Consider the following 22,422-nt stretch of genomic DNA (forward strand, 5'->3'; position numbering starts at 1 on the left):
AAGTTGCACCTCTATAACTTGGCTTATAAAGACACGGCTTTAGGAGGTCGGGATTCATGGGATCGAAAAAAAATATGCTGGTAGGAGCCGGCGTCGGCTACGCAGGCGCAATCATTTCGAGCTTCTTCCTGCCTGAGTTCGCGTCGCTTGTCATACCTGCTGTAGGAGCAATGGTTGGCGGTCTACTTCCAAGTCGAAGCAGAACGCGGAATTCAATCGACGCCACGCCGTCTTCGCAGCAGCTGCCAAACGGCGGATATAATGGCGGCCAGCCTGTACAAGGTCAAATACAAGGTCAACCGGCACAAGGACAGCAATACAGTCCTCATCTCTTCAACCCGCAGCAGGGCGCACCCTTCCAGCAACAGCCGGAACCATCTCGCGCCGCTCCCGTAGTAGAGGAGACGAAGCAGAAGCCGGAGGTTAGCGCGGAGTTTGCTCCTGTCATTGAATATTTGGAAGTATTGGAAGACATGATTATATCCGAGGGCCGGAAGAATACGCTCGACAGCGAGATCGTCGACAAGTCGTTATCGTTGTTCGCCCGCGTGCAACGGGTCATTCCGCTGATTGACCAATTGGGCGACGGCAATATTAATCATACGATCCGCAGACTGGTCCTCAAAGATTTGAATGGCTTTATTAATCCGTTCCTACGCCTCAGCGGAGAAGCGAAGAGCAAGAACCGCCGCACGCTGTTGAATGGCCTTAAGGATGTCGATACGAAAATTTCCGATATCGCATCTACGATCGAGCATAAGGACTTGCTGGAGCTGCAGACCAAGGCGGAGCTTATTCACCAACGCTACAGAGGCTCCGATTTATAGAATCGCCAAAGTGATCATTCGCACCGCGACTGAAGCTTAAGACTAATAAATCGTTGTAGGAGGGGTTTAGATGGCAGTTCAAATGATGAATTTGAAGAAGGAAGACGAGCAGAAGGTTGAGCAGGAAGCATCTCAGCTTATACAGAAGGTGGCGCAGACTGATACGCTGTCGCTTGATCTCTTAATGGACGAGATCGGCAAGCTTGGCACGAAGACGCAAGAGAAAGCAGGACAGACGCTGAAGATGCTCGACCGTCCTGTCAACGACTTGATGTCCGGCAACCGAGCTGATGTATCCAACATGATTCTGAAGCTGCGCAGCGAGTGCGAGAGCTTGCAGCAAAGCAAGAACGTTGGATTCGTAGGCAAGCTGCTTCGCAAGAGCCCGCTTAAGAACTATGTGTACAAGTATCAGACGGTGAAGACAAACGTCGATGCGATTGTTACGGGTCTTCGCGATGGCAAGGACTCCCTTGAAGAGAACATCGTCAATATGCGTCAGCTGAAGCGTTCGTCGATCGACGAGATTTATAACTTGAATACGAAAATTGCTTTCGGCGATAAGCTGAAAGATTTGTTCGAGGTAGAAATCGCGAAGCCGGAGAACGAATCCCGCAAGACGCATCTGGAACGGGGTCTTCGCAAGGTCGTTACGCGAATCCAATCGATGACCGAGATGATCATGCTCTATAATCAAGCGATTGCCGCTACCGATATTATTAACGACAACAATGATAAGCTGATTGATTCCGTGAGCAATGCGATCGACAAGACGACGAACTTGATTACGGTGTCGGCGATGATCGCCCTTGCGCTGAACGATCAAGAAAAGGTTATCGCAGCCGTTGACGCGACGAACCGGACGATCGAGGAGCAGTTCAAGGAAAATGCTCGCTTGCTTCGGACGACGACCGAGAAAACGAATGAACTATTGTCTAAGCCGTCGATGTCGATGGAGGCTGTCAACCAAGCGATCGGCGATCTGATGGCTGCGCTTGATTCGTCCGAACAGTCKAATCGCCGCATCATTGACAGCTGCAAAGACTATACGGTCAAGATGACGGCCATCAACGGCCAGATGAATCAACGCCTTGGTCTTAACGCTGCAGCTACGCCGCAAGCGATTAAGGATGCCGCGTCAAGCGATGAGCTGAGCAGCTTTTTGAAATAAGAGTTGAAAGAAGAGGGGGACGCCTAGGCGTTCCTCTTTTTTTGTTGTCGAATAAATTAATTCCGATTGAAACGATTGGAATTTGCTAGTATGGACTAGCATTGAAGATTGAAAGCGGTTATTATAGAAGGAATTATATTGTTTGCAGGAAACATCCTATAGCGGAATCGCGGCTGCATACCTTGCAACTTGCAGCGGCATCGAAAAGGAAGTGTGCGATACATGTTGAAGCAGAAGATTTTGAACCGATCCACGGGGATATTGACATATGGCATTACGCCGCCGAAGAAGAGCCATACGCCGGAGAAGATGAACGAAATTGCGCAGAAGCAGCGCGAACGGCTGAGCAGTCTGGAACTGGACGGGCTTATTCTTTACGATGTGCAGGAAGAGGATGCAAGAACCGGTGAGGAGCGGCCTTTCCCGTATCTCGAGACAATGGACCCGAATACGTTTTGCAAGGAATACTTAAGCGAGCTCGATGTGCCGAAGATCATTTATCGCTGCGTCGGCAACAATACCGAAGAGGAAATGTCCAATTGGGTGCTTGGAGAAAGGGAGCAGGATCGCTACTCCGTATTCGTTGGCGCGTCCTCCAGTCAGCAGCAAGTCAAGCTGGACTTGCTGGACGCCTACGAGCTGAGCAAGAAGCTCAATGACCGCATCGTGCTCGGCGGCGTCGTCATTCCGGAGAGACATATGAAGAAGAAAGACGAACATATTCGGGTTGCGACGAAGACGGCCAAGGGCTGTCACTTCTTCATTTCACAGGCGACGTACAATCTGGAAGCGTCTAAGAACTTCCTATCCGATTACTACTACCATTGCAAGAACAATGATCTTGAGATGGTGCCGATACTGTTCAACCTTGCGCCATGCGGCTCGCAGAAGACGCTTGAGTTCATGAAGTGGCTTGGAATCAGCATTCCGAGATGGCTGGAGAACGATCTTGTTAATTCCAACGATATACTGGACAAGTCTATTAATCTATCGCGGAAGATTTTTGAAGAGTTGTTCGAATTCGGCTTGGAGAAAGGCGTTCCGATCGGCTGCAGCGTAGAGAGCGTGTCGACGAGAAAGGTCGAGATTGAAGCCTCTATCCAGCTTGCTAAAGATATTAGAGAAATTATGGATAAGAAGTTGCTCAGCGCTGTGATTCGTTAACATAGTGTCAAGCCCTCCCACATACAGTAATGGTAACTGGATGAAGAGGAGAGGAGGCTCTATGGTACCCTCGATCCTGCTGGGCGTTATCATCGTTGTGTTGATTGTCGTAGCAAGCAGTGAGAAAGCGGAAGCTATAGCCGAATTGAACGATGGATAGCCATACAATTGAAGCCCCAGCGATGGGGCTTTTTTTTGAAAGATCGGGCTGCAAAAGTTGAGAATCGACGAGATTGAACCTGCTATCCTTACGTAAGCGAATTTGATAGAATAGAGACAGAGAAGGTTAATGCTGGAATGGCGGAATGGAGGGAGTGCGCTTGGAGTTTTCATTCGAGTTAATGGATGATTCACAGATCAACATTTATTATCAGTACGGCAGTACGACGTTCATGTTCAATTTGTTCACCCAATACGGCGAGTGGACTCTGCATCCTTTTGACGGCATCCTGCTGCAGAACAAGGAAATGTGCGCGCTGGTTGTTGCGGAGCTGCTGAAGAACAAAGATTTTCATGTACTGTTGGCACGCKAGAACATTACACTCACCTCGCTGCGGACGACGATTGAGCTGAATCCGCGCACCGTACCTGCTGAGAGGCAGCAGCGTCGCGGTACAGATTCGAATTATGACGACAAGACGGACTTTATTGAGTCCAATACGTTCGAAGATATATTGGAGATGGAGAAGGAGCAGCTTCAAGAGCGAATTGCCTTTTTTCAAGACATTATCAGTCGGATGTATATGGACGGCTACGGGCCGGAGGATGAAGATTTCAACAAGGTGCAGACGCTGATCCGCATTTATAAGGAGACGCTGCAGCGCCTCTCGGATATAAACGGCTTTGATATGAAGCGCAGAAACGACAGAAGATGGTGACGGTGAGACGATGAATGAATTAATCCAGCTATCGCGTAGCGGCGACCCGAATGCGTTCAGGGAGCTGCTGTCGATCCATAAGGACAAGGTATACCATTTTGCCTTTCGGATATTGCGCAATAAACAGGAGTGCGAAGATGTCGTACAGGAGACGTTCATTCGCATTTATTTGAACCTGCATCGGTTCGATGAGAAGAAGAGCTTCACAACCTGGATGTTTGAAATTTGCAAAAATGTTTGCTACGACATCCTGCGCCGGGAGAAGGTGCGCAAGAAGCTGTCGCTTGATGCGGTCAATCCGGAATTGACGGACCATAATTCCTTCTTGGATATACTGCCGGATCTTGATAAGCTGCCGATCGATCAAGTGATTGAGAAGGAACTGAACAATCAAGTACATACCATAATTAATCATCTGCCTGAGCAGTATAAGGAACTTGTCTATCAGCGCTACATACTGGAGATGTCGCTAGAGGAGATGAGCGTACAGGACAGCTTGCCGATTAACACGGTGAAGACGAGGTTGTTCCGCGCGCGCCAGTTCATTAAGAAAAGATGGGGCGGCGTATTTTTGCGGGCGAACTTGTTGATGCTATCGATGATCTAATCGGCTGGGAAAAGGAAGGGGCATTCAAGGTTATGAAAAGCTTAGACGCAGCGCAGCTTAATGAGCGGGATGGTTACAAGCTGCTGATTGGCAGCATACTGCCGCGGCCGATCGCTCTGGTGACTACGCTGACAGAAGGCGGTACGGTCAATGCCGCCCCGTTCAGCTACTTCAATATCGTGACGGCTAATCCGCCGCTTATATCGATTTCGGTGCAGCGCAAGCAAGGCGGAATGAAGGATACGGCTAGAAATGCGGTTGCGAGCGGCGAATTCGTTGTTCATATCTCTGATGAGACGTATGTCGATCGGATGAATATGACGGCAGCAAGTCTTGAGCCTGAGGAGAGCGAGGTTGAACTTGCGGGCTTGACGACGGTTGCGAGCAGCAAGGTGGCCGTTCCCGGTATCGCTGAGGCGAGAATTCGGATGGAATGCGTGCTGGAGCAGGTGATTCCACTGGGCGAGAAGGACGGGGCGACTGCATGCGATCTGTTGATCGGTCGTGTCGTTTACTTCCACGTGGACGACGAGCTGTACGATAATGGCCGCATTAAGGTGCAGGAGCTGAAGCCGGTAAGCAGGCTTGCAGGCAGCGACTATGCAAAGCTCGGTGAAACATTCTCGTTGGAGCGGCCGAATTAAATAGTAGGAGAATCGTGCGATGGAGGCGCGGTTCTCCTTTTTTGTTGTACATGCCTTAGAACGCCAATCAGGCGCTGCATCAGCTTCTGCAAAAGCTGGTGTAGCGCCCGTGGGAGGAGATCTGACTTAGCTTATTAAAGCTACTGCCTGTTGCTCAGCTTGCAGCAGGCGTTCGCGTACACGAACGACTTCTCCGATGATGATCAGCGCGGGATTGCTTAGGTGCATGGAAGCGGCAAGCTTGTGAATATCAGCCAGTGTGCCAATAATGGTACGCTGGCTTGCCGTCGTTCCGCGTTCGATCAGAGCGACAGGGGTGGATGATAGCTTGCCGTGCTTCAGTAATTCCTCGCGAATCGCGCCCAACTGGCTGACGCCCATATAGATTGCAAGAGTATCGACGCTATGGGCTAGCAAGTCCCAGCGCACGGGCGATTGGTCGCCGTGGCAACGGTTGCCGGTCACGCAGGCGAAGGAAGAAGCGTATTCGCGGTGCGTAACTGGAATGCCGGCAGCAGCGGCAGCTCCGATCGCGGACGTAATACCCGGCACAATCTCGTACGGGATGCTGCAAGAAGCAAGCTCAAGCGCTTCCTCGCCGCCGCGGCCGAAGACGAACGGGTCTCCGCCTTTCAGTCGAACGACGGTTTTCCCTTGCGAAGCATAGCTGACAAGCGCTTCATTAATTTGCTGCTGCGGCATGGCATGCGCGCCGGGCGCTTTGCCGCAATACACAAGCTCGGCATCCTGCCTGGCATATTGAAGAAGCTCTTCGCTTGCCAGCCGATCATAGAGGATGACATCGGCGATTTGGATACGGCGCATTGCCTTGACCGTAATGAGTTCGGGATCGCCGGGACCTGCTCCGACAATGTACACAGTGCCATACGCCGTATTTTTCATAGATGCCGCTCCTTATCTTATCGATTGATTATGCGTATACATATATGGAGCCGCTCTCGTGGTCGACTTCCGTTTTGTAGGTCGTAATGCAACCGTCATCGGGCTCATGCGCGCGGCCGCTGTGAAGGTCGATCTTCCAATCATGGAGCGGGCAGTGTACGGCCGTGCCGCACACCATCCCTTCCGAAAGTTGGCCGCCTTTGTGCGGACACTTATTATCAACGGCTAGAATACTGTTATCGCTTAGGCGGAACAAGGCAATTTCCTTATCTTCGATCTTAAGCTTGCGGGAGCTCTTCACATCAATATCGGATAAATTGGCAATCAAAAATTTTGTTGTCATATGAAGGCGCCTCCTAGCTTTGTACCGGTTGCGGTGTAGTAATCTGTTCAAAGTTTTTGCGCAGTTCTTTATTTTCGATGATTTGTTTCCAAGGATCTTCTTGCAGGCTAATCGTTTTGTCCAGGCGATCTTTCAGCGCCATACGTACTTCATGGTCCTCCAGCGCCTTCTTCACATAGTCGAGACCGACGCGCTCGACCCAGTGCATCGTTCTTTCGCCCCATGTCGCTTCCTCGCGGTACAGCTGCAGGAACGCCGCCGACCATTCCATAACCTCATCCTCGGTCTTTACAACCGTGAGTAGATCGGTTGCTCTTACGTGCACGCCGCCGTTGCCGGCGATATGAATTTCCCAGCCGCCGTCAATCGCAACGAGGCCGACATCCTTGATTGTCGCTTCCGCGCAGTTGCGCGGGCAGCCGGACACGGCTAATTTGACTTTTGCCGGCGCATTCATGCGTTCGAACGCTTTTTCCAACTTGATACCCATGCCCATTGCGTCTTGTGTGCCGAAGCGGCAGAACGTATTGCCGACACAAGTCTTGACGGTACGAAGCGTCTTGCCGTACGCGTGTCCGGAAGGCATGTCGAGATCTTCCCACATGCTAGGCAGGTCTTCTTTCTTGACGCCTAGCAAGTCTAGGCGCTGACCGCCCGTGAACTTGACGAGCGGCACATCGTATTTCACGGCCACGTCGGCAATGCGCTTCAATTCTTCCGGCGATGTGACGCCGCCGTATATACGCGGAACGACCGAATACGTGCCGTCCTTTTGAATGTTCGCGTGATAACGCTCGTTCGTAAAGCGGGATTCCTTCTCGTCCACGTATTCCTCCGGGAACAGCATGCCGAGGTAGTAGTTGAGGGAAGGGCGGCATTTCGAGCAGCCTTCGGCGTTTTTCCATTCGAGAACGTTCATTACTTCTTTGATTGTTTTGAGGCCCATACGCTTAATTTCAGCTACAATTTCGTCTCTTGAATGCGTGGTGCAGCCGCAAATGCCTTCTTTGATCGGCTCGCCGACAGCGTCGCCTGCGTACAGATGCAGCAAACCTTCAACATCGATTTTGCAGCCGCCGCACGATGCAGCAGCCTTCGTGCACGCTTTAATGGCGCCGACGGTATTGCAGCCTTTGTTCAGGATCGCATTGCCGATATCGCCTTTGGATACACCGTTACAGCCGCAAATAATTTCGTCCTCGGCTAACGTCGCAAGGTGAGCGGTAGGATCCTTCTTAGCACCGCCTCCGTCTGGAGCGAAGCCGAGTAAAATTTCTTTCTCGCGGCCTTCGATGGACTCGCCTTTCTTAATCTTGGCGAACAGCTCGGCTCCGTCGGAGATGTCGCCGAATAGGACGGCTCCGATTAATTTACCGTCTTTGATTACGATTTTCTTATATGTGCTGGCAAGATCATCTTGTATACGCATGGAACGCGTGCCAGGCGTATCTCTGAATTGGCCGGCGGAGAATACGTCTACACCCGATACTTTCAGTTTCGTCGACGTAACCGAACCGTGATAACCGTCGGTAGCAACTCCTGCTAAATGTTTCGCCAGTACCGCGCCTTGCTCATAAAGCGGTGCGACAAGTCCGTAAGCGACACCGCGGTGCTCGGCGCATTCGCCGACTGCATAAACGTCTGGGATGCTGGTCTGCATGTAGTCATTGACGATAATGCCGCGGTTTACTTCCAAGCCCGTTGCTCGCGCTAGCTCAACATTCGGTACGATACCGGCGGCCATGACGACCAGGTCGGCGCTGGTTTCGGTACCGTCTGAGAATGTAAGACCCCTTACGCGCTCATTGCCGCTAACGCTCGCCGTTTGTTTGCTCATAAGGAAATTCATGCCTTGTTCTTCCAGCTCGCGTCTCAGCATCTCGGAAGCTGGCTCGTCAAGCTCTCTATTCATTAGGTAAGCATTTCTGTGAATAACGTCAACTTCCATGCCGAGATGGAGCAGGCCGCGCGCGGCTTCGAGCCCTAACAGGCCGCCGCCGATAACCGCCGCCTTCTTATATGCCTTGGCCGTATCGATCATAATCTCGCAGTCGCGAATATCGCGGAAGCCGATGACGCCTTCCTTATCTGAGCCTGGTATCGGCAACATGAACGGATTCGAGCCGGTGGCGATAACAAGGGTATCGTATTCTGCCACAAGGCCGAGGTGAGTGAATACTTTTTTCTTGTTCGTGTCAACTTTCATGACCGTATGGCCTGTATGCAGCTCAATGTTGTTTTCTTTGTACCAGTTCCAATCATTGATGACGATTTCGTTAATGTCGGCTCCGCCTTCGAGAACGGACGACAGCATAATTCGGTTATAGTTAGGATGTGGCTCCGATCCAAAAATCGTAATCTCGTAAGCGTCCGTCGTCAGCTTCAACAAATGCTCAACGGCGCGCACCCCCGCCATGCCGTTGCCGATAAGCACTAGTTTTTTAGGTTGTGTCATGATATTCTCTCCTCCCGCTAACTCTCTGTATATTTGGCTGTAAAATGAGTAAAGCCCGCTTTCGAAACACGGGATGGCATACATCTCCCATGAGAACGAAAGCAGGCGTCATTGCCGCTTCAATCGAATACATCGTTGTATTCGAGAATCATATTTGTTATTGGTAACGTAAATATACAACGTCAACCATCGTCATGTCAACATAGTTAACATGGAATTTTAGTTCAATGACGTATCGACATTTTCCCGTGTTCTATGTTATATATATTCACAAAGACTATAACGGCCATTGTTGAAGGGACTTATCATTCACCGCGAATCGTGAACTTGCGCCCTTATAGGGCGGAGACAATCGTATGCGTTTGTAAAGTCTAATGAAGGAGGCGCTCCTGCATGCGTTCTATGTTAGTGGTTGACAATCTGCGTGATCCGGCATTTAAGGTGTCCGGGAAGCTGCCAAGTCGTGGTCCCGCGGGACACACGCCGCAATATTTGCTAGAAGAGTACGGTTACCAGGTTACGCTGCTCGATCGGGATGATCAGACGGCGAAATATATAGACGGCGCGGATGCGGTCATCCTTCACGTCCCGCTGAACGAGGTGAAAGCATGGGGAACGAAGCTGCTTAAGCGGAAGCGCGTGCCGATCCTTTGGTGGTGCAGCACGACGGCAGCTTCCTTATCCGCTGCTTTCTGTGAGGACGATGCTCCGGTGGACGGCATATTAACGCCCAGCATGAGCGGGCCGGAGCTCCACTGGGCTCTTCAGTTCGGTTCTAAGCAGTGTATGGAGCGTCAGCAGTGGTACAATGAACGGAAGCAGCTGGAGTCGCGTATGGAGGAGCGTAAGTGGATCGATGCGGCGAAGGGGATACTGTGCAAAATAAAAAACGTATCCGAGGCTGAGGCTTACGATCTGCTGCGCAAGCAGGCGATGAATGAACGCAAACGTATGGTTGACGTGGCGACGTCTATCGTGAAGGTATATCAAATATTGCAGGATCAGAAATAAGGGGGCCGTATGATGATCGATCTATTAAAGGAAGTTGCCCGAGGCAAACGCGGCGCTCGTGACTTGACCTACGAGGAAGCGCATCAAGCAGCAGAGGCGATATTGAATATGAAAGCAACACCGGCGCAGATTGGCGCCTTCTTCATTGCCGAGCGGATCAAAATGGAGACGGTAGAGGAGCTGGAGGCGTTCACGGCTGTATGCCGCAGCCAAGCGTTCCGCTCGCCGATTCAAGAGGGACTGGATTGTGCAGGGCCGTATGATGGACGCAAAAAATCGTTTATCGCCACGTTCCCGACTGCGTTCCTGCTTGCATCTGCAGGGCTGCCGGTAACGCTGCACGGCACAGCGTCACTGCCTCCGAAGTGGGGCATTACGCTGCAGGACTTGCTGCTGCAGCTCGGCATCGATGCGGAGCGTGTGCCGCGGAATCAAATCATTCAAGCAGCGGAAAGCACGGGTGTTCTGTATGTTCCGGCCGAGCAATGGTGTCCGCCGCTTAAAGCGATCCGCTCGATTCGCGAGGAGCTGGGCATGCGGACCGTGCTGAATACGGCGGAGAAGCTGATCGACTACTCGCAGTCTCCTTACCTCGTGTTCGGCGTTTATCACAACACCGTATTCGACCGCATGTCCAAGTTGGTAACGAACCTCAAATATAAGAAGGCGCTAATCGTGCAAGGGGCCGAAGGCTCGGAGGACCTGTTCATCGAGCGTCCTACGCGCACCTATCTTGTCGAGAACGGGGAGCCGCAGCTTCATGTTATCAATCCTGAGACCTACGGGCTGGATACGCCGCTGCCGGAGATAGAGTGGACACCTCAGCTTCAGATCAGCGTAGCCGAGGACGTGCTGCAGGGACGCGGAGACATGGCTTTCACTAATCAAGTGCTGCTGAATGGCGCCGTTCGACTGCGACTTGCGGGTAAGGTGGAGTCGGTTGAAGAAGGGTTGTATACGTGCAAGCATTTGCTTGATAACGGCGCTCCACTCGAGCTGTACCGGAACTGGCAAGCGGTGATGAGAAGCGGCATCGCGCAAGCGGGACGCAACTAGTAGCAGCAGAGGAATTGATATTCATCGTTAGGTGAAAATATATAAAAAATAGGGTCATACTGCCTTGAGGCGGTATGACCTTATTTGCGTGCGATTAATCTTTCATAGGGGGCTAAGCTATCGAAAGCTCGTACAGCCCTGCTTCCTCGCTGCCCAATACAATGCAGCCATCCTTTAGTTGAATGTCTGATTGATCGTAGTAGGTCGTTACAACATCTAATCCAGGTGCATCAAATACGCCGGAGAGCGCAGTCCTTGTTCGGAGGAGCTTGACTCTAAATTTAATTTTCTCTCTAAACTGCCGAAAAATCTCTAGATTATCGGTAGGGTTAGCGATTGCGCTCTCTTTAGAGACTGAGGCAATTATGGATGGGGGAGTCGAAACGGCCGAGTATAGCTGACTAAACGTCTGATTGCAGCTTTTGGCGATGCGATCCAATACTTCTAACGGCATGGGATCGGCTCCAATGAAGCCAGGCTTGCTGGCTCTTTCATTTATCCTGTGGAGTAAAATTTCTGGATCCTGGGCTGCCAAAAGTATAAATTCCATTTCGAACCCGGCTCTAAGCAAAACTTCAATACAGTGTTTGACACCGCTTAACTTAACAGCTTGCAGTATAACAACTAGCGGTTTGTTGGATCCCGAATGATTCGTAAGGCGATCCTTCATCTCTCCGGCCGCTAACTCAACTAATCGGTTAACGGTTAATTTTAAGATGTCAGTAGGAGAGTTGGACTCTAGCTTCTTAAGCTTTGGTTCAAAGAATGTGCTATTCAATACATCTTTGTCTACCATAACAAACTGTGATCCTTTATATTTAACCTTCTCTATTTTGAGACTGCTGCTCTTGCCTATAGCGGGAGGGCCGAAAAGGACTACCACTCTTGCCAATCGGAATCCCTCCTAATCCATTCTTCCACTTCTTTGAATGTGACGCCTAGAGGTTCGAATATGGCATTTAACATTTTGGGCGTATAATCATCGAGATCTCTCTTAAGCAATACTTGTCCGGCATTATAGGCGATGTCGATTTTGGCCTCTGCCAATCCGTCTTCTCCCCTGGCTACTGCGTTAGTTAGCTCGGAATGAATGTATAATACGATATCCTCCAGGTGCTTGTAATGATTAGTAGACATGGCKACAGCGGATGGAGGTGCATCGGCAGATATCAGCTTGATTCCTTCATAAGCAGCGAGATTAGGATAGGGGTTTGCAGCTCCGATAGACTTGAAGTTGATGTCATAATAGGCTAGAGGCGAGACGGGTTCTGATAAAGTCGGTTCTAGAGAGTTCCGTTGGACCGTCATCTCAATTGTTTTTCCGTCTACAACCATAATCACGCGGCCCTCCGTATTTTTATATATCTCAGGCACACCCAGTCTAGTCCAATCTGCGTTCACGGCTTTATCTCCCATATGAATCACCTCTTCCATTCATTCGTATAGCCTTATTTTACCATAACTTCTTGGCCAATGCAGTCTTGTCTGCGAAAAAAAGCTTAAAGAGCTGTCCGAGGATGGGACGGCTCTTTAAGCTTTTGATTTGATTAACTATGAAGCTTCTTGGCGATCAAGTCCGGCTTCGGTGTCCGCTTCGTATGATCCGGGTTCAGGCCGATATTGCGGAGCAGCTCCTCGTATTGCGCGTCCTTGCCGACAACGCCTTTCTCGTAGATCGTATGCGCCAGGTCCGTCACGATCTTCGCATAACACTGGGCTACGCTGTTGAAGCCGTTCTTCTGCAGAAGCATCTCGCGGACCTTCGACTTGTCCTGCTTCTGGTCTTTGTTAGCTGCTTCCAGCTCGGCCGTCTTCTTGTCCACATCGAGGAAGCGGTCGACGACCTCTTCCTTGCGCGTGCGCTTCTTGTAAAATTTGTAGATCGCCGCGATGCCGCCGATTGCTCCTGCGACTCCAAGCAGCAGCCAGCCGACCGGGGTTGCCGCGCCGGCAGCGAGCAGAATGCCGCCGCCGATAATCATCGCCGCGCCCTTCAATGCCGTAGCTCCGCTCTTCGTCCGGTTAATCTTCTGCGTGCTTGCGGCAAGGCCGGCAGCTCGGTTCAAGTCCGTATCCTTGCCAGCCGTTTCTTTCTCAAGCGCATTCAGCTTGTTCATGCGCTTGCCGTGCGTGTACACGCCTGCTACGCCGCTGGCCAAATAAGCCGCGCCGCCAACAACGCCTGCCGCGCCCGCGGCTGCCGTTGCCGCGCCGCTGACGGCTGCACCCATGTATTTCTGCGTATTAACAACGCCCGTAGCGCCGAAGCGTGCGAGATCAGCCGCGCCGCTGACACCTTCGCCAACGGCATTCTCGAACTTGTCGAAGCTGCCTTGCGATTCGTCGTGATTCTGCACGGCATTATAGATTTGCATGCCCGCGGTTACGCCGCTAAGCGCTGCGGAAGCGGGACCCATGTCGATAACCGCGCCCATGGCGCCTTCCTTGGCGGCGCCCGCCAAGCCTTGCACTTCGCCGACGGTAGAGGCTGCTGCGCTCGATGCGCCTACGGAGGCGGCTGCGCCCGTTGTGGCATAGGTCACATAGTCTCGATCGGTGTCCTCGTTATAGTTCTGCGTCTTCTGGCTGTTGACTGCCCGTACGATCTTCGAGAACTTGTCCCAATCAATGCTCCTGCCGAAGAAGCCGGTCAAATTTTTCTTCGCCTTGGCTAAGGACGGGGCGCCGGTTCCGCCGGCGAATAAGTTAATGGCGATCTTCCGTTGCATCGGGCTAAGTCCCGTGTAATAGCCGTACAAGTCCGTCTTCTTATCTTTGGTCGCCTCGGCTTGAACCCAGCTCTCGATAGCTGCGGATCCGCCTGCTGCAGGGGGTGTCGCTCCGCCTGCCGCTTGGGCAACCTTATTGCCCGCCGATCTTTGCAGAGCGAGCGCGCCTTCGGGCGAGGCGCTTAATTGCAGCGGCGACGCCGCTGCCTTGGCAGACGACTCTGGGGATGATTTGCTCTGCGCTGGTGTTGGCTGCTTCGTTTGCGCTGATTCTTTCGACAAAATAGACCCCTCCATTGGCTTGTTGCTGCCTGTCCGTGCGTAATTCGTAGTGGTTCAATAGTAGCATGGATTTCCAGTTTTCACTATAGGGGTAACGGGCTCGCTGCCGGATTATTTATACATAATTGAACGTATATTGTCGAAAAAAGTTCATCCCGCACTAAATAACCCGCAAGCCAGTCTAGCGGCCTGCGGGTTAGGGGGTGCGATATCTATAAGGAGGATGTGCCTAAGTCTGTTTAGAGGGGCAACTTATCGAGCGCGCTTGCTGCCGAAGATCCGTCCAAGGCAACCTCCAGCAATCCATCGTAATAAAGCTGATGCAAATGAAGGATAAGACCGCTTTGAACGTCGATTGCTTTCACGTTCGCAGCCTCGCCGTTACTCGCCTGAAGCATGCAGTTGTACTTGAAGTACGCAACACCGGTTTCTTCGAACAGGCCGAATGCGCCAAGCGGGAGCGTCGTATTCAGCTTGGCGGCAAGACTGAGCAGCTCGCGGTAATGAGCAGCAGGCACTTCTTCGGCGATCGTGACGAATGTCTGCAGGAAGTATAGTCCTGCCTCGTCCGCCTCGGCCAAACCCGGCAGGAAGGAAAGCTCCATATGAATATCGCGCTGCTCTTGGCCAATGTCGTCGAACACAATGACGAGCGTGGCTGGTCCTTCTTCCGAGGCCTCTACAATGGCGGAAGGAATTTCGAGTTCATCATATTGCGCCTTTAATTGAACAAGCAAAGCATAAGGCAATTGAGCGGTCATCCGGTTACCATCCTTCCAGTCTATCGATTAATTGTGCAGCTTCTTGGCGATTTGATCCGGCTTCGGGGTCAGCTTCTTATGATCCACCTTCAAGCCGATGTTGGAAAGAAGCTCGACATATTGTTGATCCTTGCCCTTAACGCCTTTGTTGAAGATCGTCTGCGCCAGGTCGGCCGTAATCTGGTTGTAGCATTGAGCCATGCTGTTGAAGCTGCTCTTCTGCAGCAGCTTCTGACGAACCTCATCGCGGCTCACTTTCTCGTCAGGGTTGCCGGCTTGAAGCTTCTCGATCTTCTTGTCGACGTCTAAGAAGCGATCAACGACTTCATTCTGGCGAACGCGCTTCTTGTAAAATTTGTACACGGCCGCGATGCCGCCGATCGCGCCGGCTACGCCTAATAATATCCAGCCGACAGGCGTCGTGGCGCTGGCTAGCAGCAAGCCTCCGCCAATGATCATGGCGGCGCCTTTCAGCGCTGTCATGCCGCTTGTTGCGCGGTTGATGCTTTGCGACTTGGCTCCGAAGCTTGCGGCCTCGCGCAAGACATCGTCCTTGCCGGCGTTCTTCTCGAGCTCATTCAGCTTGTTCACGCGTTTGTGATGATTGATTACGCCGGCAGTACCGCTTACCATGTAGGCAGCGCCTCCGACAATGCTGGCCGCGCCAACCGCCGTCGTTGCCGTGACGCCTGCAACGGTGCCGAGCGCCTTATGCATATTGATCGCGCTGTTGGCGCCGGCGCTTGCCATATCGGCCAGGCCGCCGCCTCCTTGGCCGACGGCGTTATCGAACCGTTCGTAGCTTTCCATGGAGTCGTTATCGTTATGAAGCGCATTGGCCACCTGCAAGCCGGAAGAAAGACCGCCAAGCATTGACGTCGCAGGGCCAAGGCTGTTAGAGGCTTTCGCCGTATTCTCAGCTGTGCCTCCGATCGCCTTGCCGACGGCAGACGCGCCGGCGGAAGCACCCTGCGAAGCGCCCTTAACGCCTGCCAATCCATAGCCGGTAAAGTCGCGGTTCGTGTCCGCATTATGATTCTGCGTATTTTCTTTGTTGATGTCGCGAATAATCGTCGAGAACTTGTCCCAATCTACGCTGCGGCCGAAGAAGCCGGTCATGAACTTCTTCGCCTTGGCGAGCGAAGGCGTGCCGCCGCCTGAGAAGCGAAAGTGCGCAAGCTGCTTGCTCAGCGGCGCAAGTCCCTCGTAATGCGCGAATAGATCGGATTTCTTGTCCTTGGCGGCTTCGCCTTTCAGCCAGCCGATGATTGCCGCCGATCCGCCTTCGGTATGGGCCAATTCCGCTTTGGCCGCTTTCGTCGCTTTATTGCCCGCCGTGCTCTGGAGAGCTAGCGTCCCGCCGATCGCCGATCCGGTCTCCGACGTCGTCCCAACGGTAATGGAGGGTTGTCCCGGCGTTGACTTGATGTGCTTGGGCATAAGTGACGGTTTCTTAAGTAAAGCTTCCTTAGGCAATGAATTACCTCCAATAATAAGACAGAATAGTTCAATCCTATATGCGTTATAACGCGTATCCGTACCTATAAAACTGTAATTATATACTAGCATGATATTCCAGTTGTGACTACTGATGGCGCTTTCTATGAAGTGTTATATCATGCCAAATAAAGGTTATCGAATGGCGTGCAACGGGGCATCCTTCCTACTATAGTGAACGGATAAGAATAAACCGGTCTGAATGAGCATTGTTAGAGATATAAGAAGTTATACGTTTTTCGACTTATAACATAGATGAATGGAGGTGCGGCATGCACATCGATTGCGTCATTATCGGCGGAGGGCCGGCAGGGCTCAGTGCTGCGCTTGTGCTTGGACGCTCGCGGAGACATGTGCTGCTGTTCGACGATAATCGGGCAAGAAATGCGGTTACGCGGGAGTCGCATGGATTTATAACGAGGGATGGCGTTAAGCCGAGTGAGTTCAGGGCGTTCGCGCATCAAGACATTGCCCGGTATCCGAACGTAACGGTGAAGAGGGAACGCGTAACTGAGGTGAGGCATAGTGGCCGGGGGAGCTTCCTAGTGAAGACGGGCGACGGCATCGTTTATCATGCGCGAACGATCCTATTGGCAGCAGGTCTGAAGGAGTCATTGCCTTCTGTCCCTCAAATCCAAGACTATTACGGCAAAAGCTTATTTAGTTGCCCGTACTGCGACGGTTGGGAGCTGCGCGATAAGCCGCTTGTTGTGATTGGAGAGAGCGGAACGAATGCGGTATCGTTAGCTAAGTTCGTGTACAACTGGAGCAAAGACCTCGTCGTATGCACGAATGGCAGGCAAGTGCTGACGCAGGAGCAGATCGCGAATTTCGCCCGCAAGGGAATTAGGGTGCAGGAGCGGCGGATCAGGGCGCTTAAGGGGAGCGGGGGACAACTGCAGAGTATTCAGTTCGAGGACGGTTCGGAAATAAAGCGATCGGGCGGCTTCCTATCGCCGAAATGGCGGCATGCGGTCGACTTCGGCGAGAAGCTGGGCTGTGCGATGAACGAGCATGGCGGGCTCGTAAAGGACGATTACGGCCGAACGACGGTGCGAGGCGTGTACGCGGCGGGCGACGGCGCGCTCATAACGCCGGCTCAGCTCATCATTGCAGCAGGTGACGGCAGCCGCGCCGCGCTTGGCGTGAACGGGGATATTATTAACGAAGACTTTGATTTGTAATCGATCGACCTATTGGAATGCGTTAGCTTGGCAGAGCGAGCAGTCGGTCGCGCTCCTCCACGTAAGCGTGAGTCCAGCCTTGGTGGGCGTAGAAGCGCAGGGCATCTAGTCCCTTATAGTAACGGGCGCCGGTATAGCGTTCATGAAATTGCGGAATCGGTTTGCCGAGCTCCTCGTAATGAAGCCGGAACGCTTCTGGTATATCATGGCCGGGGACGGCGTCCGCAATCGATGCAATATCGATGACAAAATCGCCATACATCGCGTTGGCGTCAATAATGCCCGTAACCTTCGATCCGTCCGATAGGATGTTCCATTGGTGACAGTCGTTATGAACGAAATAACGATGTGGTTCATTATAGGCGCTATACACGAGCAGTCGGTTATAGATCTCTTCGAAAACATCCCGTTCTAAGCAGCTGGTGCGGAACAGCTCATGCCAATTTTCCCAGAACGATCCTCTCTGATCTTCGGCATAAAATCGGCGAATATAGTCATGCCATGAGCGGGATTCTCCATTGCCGGTACGGTTAATGAACCCATAACCGGTGGTGTTGCCGTTCAGCGGCACTTGATTCATCTCGCTAATCGCGCGCACGAGATCAGGAAGCACGGCAACCTTCTGCTCATCCGGCAGGTCGGCTACGACCTGACCTGGAATGTACTCGCGTATGATGAAATTATATGTGCCGTTCGTGCCGCGGCCGAACAGTTGCTGATAGCGGGCGCCGCCGGCGACGAGCAGGTTGGAGATGAATTTGCTGCGCGCATAGTCGGCTTCGTCGCTGGGCTCGGCTCTGCCGATACCGACGACAAAGGACTTTCCTTCCTTCTTGAACGAGAAGACGGAGCTGAAGTGGCCGTTGCCGATCGGCGACACTTCCTCTGCCGGTTCGCCCCAGTGGCTCAGCAGCAGCTCCTCGGCCTCCTTGACGGTTAACTTTGGGCTTTCTTGTGACATGGCGTTCATGCACCTCCTCTTTTTTCGATCAGTATAGGTGAACGAACGAGGCGGTTACAAGGGCGAAAACGAATTATAGATAAACTGTACCGTCGCCATTTCGCCGTATGTTGTTGCTTTAATTTATATTCCTGATTATGGTGGAAGAAAGAGGCTGTTCTAAAGGACATAGAGTTCAAAGGAGAGGTTGTCGCGTGTCTGAAAAGGATAGAGGGGAAACTGTATTGCCCCGGCCATTGCTGTCAATGACGGGCGATTGCCAGTGGCAGCGCATTACGCTTGGCATGTCGGCTTCGCGCACTTACCGATTAAGCGGCGAAAGGGAGACAAGCTATTTGAAGGTCCAATCCCTGGTGCCTTACGACTGCCTCTCGGACGAGAGAGATCGGATTGTGTGGCTGCAGGGAAAGCTGCCCGTGCCGGAGGTGCTATTTTACGATCGCGATGAAAGCCATGAATATTTGCTGTTGTCGGAGGTTGCCGGCGTGAACGCATCGGACAAGATTTACGAGACGATGCTGCCGCAGCTTATGGAGCAATTGGCAGTTGGCCTAAGGGCTGTACATGACGTGGACATCACGGGCTGTCCGTTCGATCGTACGCTTAACATCGTGTTGGAGGAGGCGAGGCGTAGAACGGAGCGGGGATTGGTGGATGAGGATGGTTTTGACGAGGAGCGGCAAGGGTTGAAGGCTGCGGCCTTATATAATGAGCTGTTAAAGCGCAAGCCTCAGACGGAAGAGCTCGTGTTCACGCACGGTGATTATTGCTTGCCGAACATTATTTTGCATCAGGGCGCTTTCAGCGGATTGATCGATTGGGGCAGAGGGGGAATCGCGGACAAGTATCAGGATTTGGCGCTGGCGGTTAGAAGCATCACTCATAATTTTGGCGAAAGCTGGGTCCCGCTATTTCTTGAGGCATACGGATTGCAGGGGGCAGACAAAGCGAAGTTGGAATTTTACAGGGTGCTGGATGAGTTTTTCTGACAAAAACAATAGCTTGACGGCGCACAAAAAAGCTATCCCTTGGTCGTGACGACCTTGCGGGATAGCTTTCATTTGCGTGCAGCATTTATTCTTCGCGGTAATCCTCGACGATCACTCTCAGCGCGCCGGTCTCGGGATGGATGACGAAGCCGTGAACGGGAATGTCCTTCGGAAAGAGCGGATGCTTGCGGATGATGCGAACGCTGTGCATAACGCCTTCCTCGGGTGTCGAGAAGCTCTTTAGGAACTTATCCATGCGAATGCCGGCATTCTCAAGCGTTTCAACAGCTTTCGGATCGATGCCGTGGTCGGCGAATTTGCGTACCAAGCCTTCGGCGTCCAGATTCGTCATGCCGCAGTTGTCGTGCCCGATAACGAGCACTTCGCGGGCGCCAAGCTCATAGACGGCAACCAGGATGCTTCGCATCGCGCTTCCGAACGGCTGCGTCAGAATAGCGCCGGCATTCTTGATGAACTTGGCATCGCCGTTGCGCAGGTTAAGAGCCTTTGGGAGCAGCTCGACAAGACGCGTATCCATACAGGTAAGAATGGCTATTTTTTTCTCGGGATATTTATCCGTCAAGTAAGCTTCATACTGCTTCTCTTCAACGAACTTCTTATTGAAGGCTAATAAATTCGGAATGATGGACATGGTAGGCCTCCTTGCAAAATAACGTGTATATTCTATTATTCATATAATGCTCGCCACAGTCAAATTACGAAAGCGCCTACATCTAGTATTTATTTTTCCTGATATTACCACATAAGGTGTCTAATGCAGCAAACGGCTTTCTTTCGCCTTATCGACCATTCGCTTGACGTAACGGTTAATCGGCTTTTTGAGAGCGAGTCCGAGCAGCAGGGTCAGCCCGGCATAGGCAGCTAGCACGAGGACGTCTCGGAGGACGACATCCCATAATAGGCCTCCGACCGCTTCCCGCATCAGACTAATCGCATAGGTGAAGGGGAGGAACGGGTGGATCGCCTGGAAAAAGGGAGGCGTCACTTGAACCGGGAATGTGCCGCCAGAGCCGCCAAGCTGCAGCACGAGCAGGACGATCGCCATCGCCTTGCCGACGTTGCCGAAGATCGAGACGAGCGTGTAGACGATCAGCATGAACACGGAGCTGAGCAGAACACCGAACGCAATGAACCAGCCTTTGTCGGCTGCGTAGGCACTCAGCAACCATATATCGCCGCTTGTGACGAGCAGTGCCTGCACAATCGCTATCGTTAGGAAGGTGAGGTAGCGCCCGATGTAAACCTCATAGCTGCGATAGGATTCGGCTTCATTCGTTGCCGGCATATCGACGGTAAGCAGGGAAACGAGCAGCAGCGCCCCAACCCAAAGCGATAACGTTGTATAAAAAGGCGACATCGCCGAGCCATAGTTAGGTATCGGGAACAGCCTTTGTTCGTTAAGTACGACCGGTTCGGCGAAAAACGCGCTCTCGCGCTGCGCGTTGTTCCGTAGCAATCCGATCAGCTCGTTCAGATTGCCTTCCTTCTCCAGCTCGCGGATACGCGCTGCTAATGCTTGCACTTTCGCTTCGGCGGCAGGAAGGCTTCTTCTGGCTTCCTCAAACTTTTCCCCGCCTAGCGCAAGCCCTTTCGCCGCATCACTCACGATATCTTCTATAGCCGGGATGGCGTTGCCTGCCTCGACGAGCAGTCGATGTGCCTGATCGGCTTTACCGGCAGCGCTCTTCGCCGCTTGTTTGATATTTGGTAAAATCTCGCTGTCATAGCGGCCGAGTATATCCTTTAGCAAGCCTACGGCGGCGCTCGATTGCTCCTGCAATTGCGTGATTAAATCTTCGGCGGGCTGCTCGCCCTTATTCACCGCTTCTTGAATTTGCTTAAGCAGCGCCGACTGCTGATTCAACCGGGAGGAAACCTGCTGCAGCCGCTGAATCGTTCCGTCCAGCCGTTCACTCCCGGCCGTCTGGCTTAGCCTCTCAAGCGTGGAAATCAGGCTGTCCGCGAGCGAAGACGCCGTAGACAGCCGGTCGGCTGCCGAGGATAGGGAAGCCTTGAGCGCCTCGGGATCCGCGTCCTGGCTGCCGAGTACAGATGTCAGCTGTTCCACCGCGCCAGCCGTCTGTGCCAAAAGCTGCAGGTCCTGCTTGACGGACGGGCCTATAGTGTCCAGCGCTTCTGTGGTTGCGCCGATGAAGTCCGTAAGCTTAGCGGTGAAAGCCTCGCCATCCTTCGCAAGCTGTGCCGCCTTTGGCAGCTCGGTCTGCAGGGTAGAGACGACTTTCTTCGATTTGTCGATGTCGTCAGCCGCGACCTGAACGGCTTGGTTGATTTCGGGAATAAGCGTCTCCAGCTTGAATACCGTATCGCGCACCTTCTCGATTGCCGGCAAGTTCGTTTCAAGCTCGACGCCGATTTCGTTGAACAGGCGGAATATCGTTTCATTCGCCGTTTGTACGAAGGCGCGGCTCACCTGCTCGATGATGCCGCTGGCACCTTTTTGGGTAATTTTTGGGGAAACGGCGTTGATTTTTTCGTTTACGACATAGTTGATTTCCGCCTGCTGCGGATTTTCATCGAGCACGGTAGCGAGCTTGGCAGAGAAGTCCTCTGGAATCGTAATGCTCGCATAATAGTCGCCATGCTGGACGCCTTTAAGCGCGTCCTTATCATCAGTGAACACCCAGCCGATGCTGCGGTTCTCCTTCAGCGAATCGATGATGTCGCGGCCTGCATGGATCGCCGTGTCGCGAAGCGTCGCGCCTTTGTCGTTGTCGACGACTGCGATGGATAGTCCGCCCGTTTGCCCATAGGGATCCCATGACGCTTTGATGTTGAACCACGCATATAGGCAGGGCAGGCAGGCCAAGCCCAGAACGAGAATCGCGGCGGAGATATTGGTTGCGATACTGCGAAGGTCGCCGGCGTATATCGATACGATTTTCCTCAATGGTCCACGGACTCCTTTTGCTGGAATGATT

21 protein-coding genes are annotated in these 22,422 nt (G+C 52.5%); 10 read left to right on the forward strand and 11 right to left on the reverse strand.

Going from position 1 to position 22,422, the window contains the following annotated elements:
- Positions 1-56: 56 nt before the first annotated feature.
- From AC1DF0_RS05305 to AC1DF0_RS05330, 6 genes are all read left to right on the forward strand, one after another.
- On the forward strand, positions 57-827 hold the full coding sequence (locus tag AC1DF0_RS05305; RefSeq protein WP_442049351.1) for a DUF456 domain-containing protein: 771 nt from the start codon (positions 57-59) through the stop codon (positions 825-827).
- Between the two features lie 70 nt (positions 828-897).
- Positions 898-1,998: a toxic anion resistance protein gene (locus AC1DF0_RS05310; protein WP_442049352.1), complete on the forward strand. Its 1,101-nt coding sequence runs from the start codon at positions 898-900 to the stop codon at positions 1,996-1,998.
- Between the two features lie 222 nt (positions 1,999-2,220).
- Positions 2,221-3,162, forward strand: coding sequence for a methylenetetrahydrofolate reductase (locus AC1DF0_RS05315; protein WP_477573284.1), 942 nt, complete (start codon positions 2,221-2,223; stop codon positions 3,160-3,162).
- Positions 3,163-3,476: 314 nt separating this feature from the next.
- Complete coding sequence (locus AC1DF0_RS05320) at positions 3,477-4,040, forward strand: hypothetical protein (protein WP_477573285.1); 564 nt, start codon at positions 3,477-3,479, stop codon at positions 4,038-4,040.
- A gap of 10 nt (positions 4,041-4,050) precedes the next feature.
- The gene (locus AC1DF0_RS05325; RefSeq protein WP_337100736.1) at positions 4,051-4,647 is read left to right on the forward strand and encodes a sigma-70 family RNA polymerase sigma factor; all 597 of its coding nucleotides are present in this window, start codon (positions 4,051-4,053) and stop codon (positions 4,645-4,647) included.
- A 32-nt stretch (positions 4,648-4,679) separates the two neighbouring features.
- Entirely contained in the window at positions 4,680-5,291 is a 612-nt protein-coding gene (locus AC1DF0_RS05330) for a flavin reductase family protein (protein WP_442049354.1), read from the forward strand.
- A 126-nt stretch (positions 5,292-5,417) separates the two neighbouring features.
- Here AC1DF0_RS05330 and cobA read toward each other — a convergent pair whose 3' ends face one another.
- The 3 genes from cobA to nirB are packed head-to-tail and all read right to left on the reverse strand — an operon-like array spanning position 5,418 to position 8,992.
- A complete protein-coding gene (cobA, locus tag AC1DF0_RS05335; RefSeq protein WP_477573286.1) occupies positions 5,418-6,194 on the reverse strand; it encodes a uroporphyrinogen-III C-methyltransferase in 777 nt (258 codons plus the stop codon).
- A 28-nt stretch (positions 6,195-6,222) separates the two neighbouring features.
- Entirely contained in the window at positions 6,223-6,537 is a 315-nt protein-coding gene (gene nirD, locus AC1DF0_RS05340) for a nitrite reductase small subunit NirD (protein WP_442049356.1), read from the reverse strand.
- A 13-nt stretch (positions 6,538-6,550) separates the two neighbouring features.
- Positions 6,551-8,992 carry a nitrite reductase large subunit NirB gene (gene nirB, locus AC1DF0_RS05345; protein ID WP_477573287.1) on the reverse strand — a complete coding sequence of 814 codons (2,442 nt, stop codon included), beginning with the start codon at positions 8,990-8,992 and terminating at the stop codon, positions 6,551-6,553.
- A 393-nt stretch (positions 8,993-9,385) separates the two neighbouring features.
- On the opposite strand from nirB, the gene AC1DF0_RS05350 reads away from it, so the two are divergent.
- Both AC1DF0_RS05350 and AC1DF0_RS05355 read left to right on the forward strand, forming a co-directional pair.
- Positions 9,386-10,003, forward strand: a complete 618-nt coding sequence (locus AC1DF0_RS05350) for an ANTAR domain-containing response regulator (protein WP_337100741.1) — start codon at positions 9,386-9,388, stop codon at positions 10,001-10,003.
- A gap of 12 nt (positions 10,004-10,015) precedes the next feature.
- Positions 10,016-11,059 (forward strand): anthranilate phosphoribosyltransferase, encoded by a 1,044-nt coding sequence (locus AC1DF0_RS05355; RefSeq protein WP_442049358.1) that lies wholly within the window; start codon positions 10,016-10,018, stop codon positions 11,057-11,059.
- A gap of 112 nt (positions 11,060-11,171) precedes the next feature.
- Here AC1DF0_RS05355 and AC1DF0_RS05360 read toward each other — a convergent pair whose 3' ends face one another.
- The 5 genes from AC1DF0_RS05360 to AC1DF0_RS05380 all read right to left on the reverse strand — a co-directional run bounded on the left by AC1DF0_RS05360 (position 11,172) and on the right by AC1DF0_RS05380 (position 16,307).
- A complete protein-coding gene (locus AC1DF0_RS05360) occupies positions 11,172-11,951 on the reverse strand; it encodes a hypothetical protein (RefSeq protein ID WP_442049359.1) in 780 nt (259 codons plus the stop codon).
- The gene (locus AC1DF0_RS05365; protein WP_442049360.1) at positions 11,936-12,475 is read right to left on the reverse strand and encodes a hypothetical protein; all 540 of its coding nucleotides are present in this window, start codon (positions 12,473-12,475) and stop codon (positions 11,936-11,938) included. The genes AC1DF0_RS05360 and AC1DF0_RS05365 overlap by 16 nt, the downstream gene beginning before the upstream one ends.
- 131 nt (positions 12,476-12,606) lie before the next feature.
- Entirely contained in the window at positions 12,607-14,070 is a 1,464-nt protein-coding gene (locus AC1DF0_RS05370; protein WP_477573288.1) for a hypothetical protein, read from the reverse strand.
- A gap of 239 nt (positions 14,071-14,309) precedes the next feature.
- Positions 14,310-14,831, reverse strand: coding sequence for a hypothetical protein (locus AC1DF0_RS05375; protein ID WP_477573289.1), 522 nt, complete (start codon positions 14,829-14,831; stop codon positions 14,310-14,312).
- A gap of 27 nt (positions 14,832-14,858) precedes the next feature.
- Complete coding sequence (locus tag AC1DF0_RS05380) at positions 14,859-16,307, reverse strand: hypothetical protein (RefSeq protein ID WP_477573290.1); 1,449 nt, start codon at positions 16,305-16,307, stop codon at positions 14,859-14,861.
- 293 nt (positions 16,308-16,600) lie between these two features.
- Here AC1DF0_RS05380 and AC1DF0_RS05385 point away from each other — a divergent pair, with 293 nt between their 5' ends.
- Positions 16,601-17,512, forward strand: a complete 912-nt coding sequence (locus tag AC1DF0_RS05385; RefSeq protein WP_442049364.1) for an NAD(P)/FAD-dependent oxidoreductase — start codon at positions 16,601-16,603, stop codon at positions 17,510-17,512.
- Between the two features lie 22 nt (positions 17,513-17,534).
- Here AC1DF0_RS05385 and AC1DF0_RS05390 read toward each other — a convergent pair whose 3' ends face one another.
- Positions 17,535-18,473 carry a phosphotransferase family protein gene (locus tag AC1DF0_RS05390; protein WP_442049365.1) on the reverse strand — a complete coding sequence of 313 codons (939 nt, stop codon included), beginning with the start codon at positions 18,471-18,473 and terminating at the stop codon, positions 17,535-17,537.
- A gap of 194 nt (positions 18,474-18,667) precedes the next feature.
- Here AC1DF0_RS05390 and AC1DF0_RS05395 point away from each other — a divergent pair, with 194 nt between their 5' ends.
- Positions 18,668-19,462 carry an APH(3') family aminoglycoside O-phosphotransferase gene (locus tag AC1DF0_RS05395; RefSeq protein ID WP_442049366.1) on the forward strand — a complete coding sequence of 265 codons (795 nt, stop codon included), beginning with the start codon at positions 18,668-18,670 and terminating at the stop codon, positions 19,460-19,462.
- Between the two features lie 85 nt (positions 19,463-19,547).
- Here the strand turns inward: AC1DF0_RS05395 and AC1DF0_RS05400 are convergent, their stop codons facing one another.
- Together AC1DF0_RS05400 and AC1DF0_RS05405 are read right to left on the reverse strand one after the other, a co-directional pair.
- Positions 19,548-20,114: a beta-class carbonic anhydrase gene (locus tag AC1DF0_RS05400; protein WP_442049367.1), complete on the reverse strand. Its 567-nt coding sequence runs from the start codon at positions 20,112-20,114 to the stop codon at positions 19,548-19,550.
- Positions 20,115-20,234: 120 nt separating this feature from the next.
- Positions 20,235-22,391, reverse strand: coding sequence for a YhgE/Pip domain-containing protein (locus AC1DF0_RS05405; RefSeq protein WP_442049368.1), 2,157 nt, complete (start codon positions 22,389-22,391; stop codon positions 20,235-20,237).
- Between the last annotated feature and the right edge of the window lie 31 nt (positions 22,392-22,422).

The organism is Paenibacillus sp. 05T425, assembly GCF_056396205.1.